3 protein-coding genes are annotated in these 4,028 nt (G+C 41.1%); all 3 read right to left on the reverse strand.

Annotated features, from left to right (window positions below; all coding sequences use genetic code 11):
- On the reverse strand, window positions 1-977 hold a 977-nt coding region (locus tag A923_RS0121750; protein WP_017223795.1), incomplete at its 3' end, for an isocitrate lyase.
- A gap of 84 nt (window positions 978-1,061) precedes the next feature.
- Complete coding sequence (aceB, locus tag A923_RS0121755; protein WP_017223796.1) at window positions 1,062-2,678, reverse strand: malate synthase A; 1,617 nt, start codon at window positions 2,676-2,678, stop codon at window positions 1,062-1,064.
- A gap of 289 nt (window positions 2,679-2,967) precedes the next feature.
- The gene (locus A923_RS0121760) at window positions 2,968-3,873 is read right to left on the reverse strand and encodes an alpha/beta fold hydrolase (protein ID WP_017223797.1); all 906 of its coding nucleotides are present in this window, start codon (window positions 3,871-3,873) and stop codon (window positions 2,968-2,970) included.
- Between the last annotated feature and the right edge of the window lie 155 nt (window positions 3,874-4,028).

A 4,028-nucleotide genomic window follows, 5' to 3' on the forward strand; every position in this document is an offset into this window, starting at 1 on the left:
AATTGGAACAAGTTACTTGGTAAACGTTTAGGACGTAATAACTTACCGTCTTGTTTCAGAATAACATCGCCATTACCTAGCTCTGCTTCTGTGATCTCATCACAATCAAGGAATGAATTGTATTGGTCACCAAGGTCACCTGCTTCATTCGTTACTGCAATTTGTTTTGTTAGACCAGCACCTAATGAATCAGTACGGGCAACAATAACGCCGTTGTCGATACCAAGTTCTAGGAATGCATAACGAACAGCATTGATTTTCGCAAGGAAATCTTCATGTGGAACAGTTACTTTACCATCTTGGTGGCCACATTGTTTTTCATCAGATACTTGGTTTTCGATTTGGATACAACATGCACCGGCTTCAATCATTTTCTTAGCCATTAGGTACGTTGCTTCTGCATTACCAAAACCAGCATCGATATCTGCAATGATTGGCACAACGTGCGTTACATGGTTATCAATTTGGTCTTGTACCGCAGCTGCTTTAGCTGTATCGCCCGCTTTTCTTGCAGCGTCTAGTTCACGGAAGAAACCGCCTAGTTCACGTGCATCTGCTTGACGTAGGAAAGTGTATAGTTCTTCGATTAGATCTGAAACAGATGTTTTTTCATGCATTGATTGGTCTGGAAGTGGACCGAACTCAGAGCGTAATGCAGCAACCATCCAACCTGAAAGGTAAAGATAACGACGGTCAGTATTGTTTTCAAAATGTTTCTTAATAGAAATCATTTTTTGTTGACCGATGAAACCATGCCAGCAACCTAAAGACTGCGTATACAGTGAAGAATCATTATCGTAGTTTTCCATATCTGCACGCATAATGTCTGCTGTGTACTGTGCAATTTCAATACCCGTTTTGAAACGGTTTTGAGCACGCATACGTGCCGTATATTCTGGGTTAATTGCAGCCCATTTAGAACCTTGCTCAACTTTTAATGTAGCAACCGCATCGATATCATTTGTGTATGTAGACATTTTTATTCCCTTAATAATTATTTTAATACTTGATACAACAAGAACACGACGAGATAAACTAACCCCGCCCTATTCCAAAAATTTCTAATCTAAGAAGTCATAACCTGGAAGCGTTAAGAACTCAGCAAGGTGATCGCTGATAGTTAACTCTTCAAACAGTTTTGACGCTTCAGCAAAACGACCTTGGTCGTAAGTTTCAGCACCAATCTCTTCGTTACGAATAACTAACAGTTCTTCTTGTAGCAATTCGCAGAATAATTCTTTTGTCACCACTTTGCCGTTGCTTAATGTTTTGCCGTGTTGAATCCACTGCCAAATTGATGCGCGAGAGATTTCAGCTGTTGCCGCATCTTCCATTAGACCGTAGATAGGCACACAACCATTACCCGAGATCCATGCTTCTAAATAACGAACACCAATACGGATATTTAAACGCATGCCGGTTTCAGTACGTTCGCCAGCACATGGCTGTAGTAACTCTGCAGCAGTTACAGGTGCATCATCTTCACGTAAAACGTTAATTTGGTTAGCGTTGCCTTCACCTATGTATTCGTTCATTACGCCCATCGCTGTATCAGCAAGGCCTGGGTGAGCAACCCAAGTACCGTCGTGACCGTTTTGGCCTTCTAAGGTCTTATCTGCGGTTACTTTGGTTAATACTTTATCGTTTTCTTCTGCTGTTTTAGCTGGAATGAATGCAGCCATACCACCCATAGCAAGGGCACCACGTTTGTGACATGTTTTGATTAACAAACGTGAGTAAGCGCTAAGGAACGTTTTATCCATCGTCACTGAATGGCGATCTGGTAGTACACGGTCAGCATGCTTACGCAGTGTTTTAATGTAGCTAAAGATGTAATCCCAACGACCGCAGTTAAGTGCAACGATGTGCTCTTTCATGCTATATAGAATTTCTTCCATTTCAAATACAGCAGGGATAGTTTCAATCAGTAGCGTTGCTTTAATTGTACCGCGCGCTAGGTTTACTTTGTCTTCTGCATAGCTAAATACTTCACTCCACCATTTTGATTCATGATGACTTTGTAGTTTAGGTACATAGAAGTAAGGGCCAGCGCCTTTTGCTAATAATTCTTCGTAGTTATTAGAGAAGTACAGCGCGAAATCGACGAGGCAACCCGGTACAATTTTACCGTTAAAGGTAATGTGTTTTTCTGGTAAATGCAGACCACGTACACGACAAATCAGTGTCGCAGGATCGTCATCTAAGGTGTAGTGTTTACCGTTCGCAGGGTTGGTATATTCAATTGTGCCGTTAATCGCATCACGCAAGTTAACTTGACCATCTAATACACCCGCCCATGTTGGCGCGAATGAGTCTTCAAAGTCAGCCATAAATACTTTAACACGTGCGTTGAGGGCGTTGATCACCATTTTACGGTCAACTGGACCAGTAATTTCTACGCGACGGTCTTGAAGTTTTGCAGGGATGCCTTGAATTTTCCAATCACCTTCACGGATATGGGCAGTTTCAGGTAAAAAGTCTGGCAGTTCACCGGCATCCATACGTGCTTGTTTTTTTAAACGTTGGTTGAGTAACTCATCGACTTGAGGAGCGAACTTTTCTACTAACTCAGTCAACAAAGCAACTGCTGCAGGATTTAGGATCTGTTGTTGTTCTTGGTTGATTTCCCCATGGAAAATCAGAGAACCTGTTTCATGAGACTGGGTATTGGCAGTCATAGTTTCACTCCGTTGAAATATGTGTATTGACGACAATTCGACACTATTTAAACGCTGGAAAAATAACGCCCCAATGTTTTAAACATGTGTACGAATTGCTTTCTCTAACTACACATTGCAACAAGTTGCCAATAAATGCAACATATTTCACACTAATGACACAGTGTCAAATTACGGTTTTTTACTTTCTTAAAAACCAGCGAATAATGAAGTAAATAGTGAGGTGAATAATGACGTAAAGAGTGAAGTAAAATATACTTTCATATGAAGTCTACATTGACCAATAAAATCAACTGACCTTTGCTGTAACCCAATCCGTTACATCGTTAAATACCGCATTCGCATTCGACTCATTGAGCATCTCGTGACGACCATCAGGGTAAAGCTTACATTGCACATTGGCACAACCATTCGTTGTAATATGTTGCTCTAATGCTAATACGCCTTTACCTTGTAAACCGACCGGATCTTTATCACCACTGAAAATATAAATCGGTAATTGATCTGGTATTTTAGCGATCTCTGATTTTTGACTAATGGTAATTAATCCCGACATAAAATCCAGCCAAAACTGTGGGCTACACGGAAAGCCGCAATAATCATCACTAATGTATTTATCGACTTGCACAGGATCACGGCTTAACCAATCAAATGCCGTACGCGTCGGTTTGAATTTACTGTTGAATGTACCAAATGATACAAAATCTAAAAAGCGACTTGGTGCGCTGGCTCCAATACGTATTTTTTCGATTTTACTGACTAAGGTGGCTAGCTTATACATGACTGGATTTTGATAATTAGAACCACTGAGCACTAAACCATTCAATTTACTGCCGTGTAAAATCGCATATTGCTGGGCAATGAAAGATCCCATGCTATGACCGAATAATACCAAGGGTACGACATGACGTTTAGCCACATCATCGATGATAAGATCTAAATCACTGATCACTTTCTGCCAGCCATTATCATCGGCATAATGCCCTAATACTGGTGCATCATTACCATGACCTCGATGGTTCGCACCGTATACCGCGATACCTGCGGCATTACACGCTAAGGCAAACGCTGCATAACGCTCGATATGCTCAGCCATGCCGTGGCTCAATACCATCACGTGACGGACTTCTTGCTCGGGTAACCAAGCAAATAATTTAATCTCTCGGCCATCGCTAGCCGTCAGCACAGAATGCATCCCTATATCCTTATCAATTATAGTCGTTCGAGTTAATGGCTCATATAATCGCACGCTGGTTTGGCTTGTAAAGCAAAATTAATCTGAGATTCTATTTCAGGTCGGTTATCAGTAAATTTTTGATCTGAAACAAAAAAGCCTTGTTTATCAATTGA

This window comes from Moritella dasanensis ArB 0140, assembly GCF_000276805.1.
GTDB classification, from domain to species: Bacteria; Pseudomonadota; Gammaproteobacteria; order Enterobacterales; family Moritellaceae; genus Moritella; species Moritella dasanensis.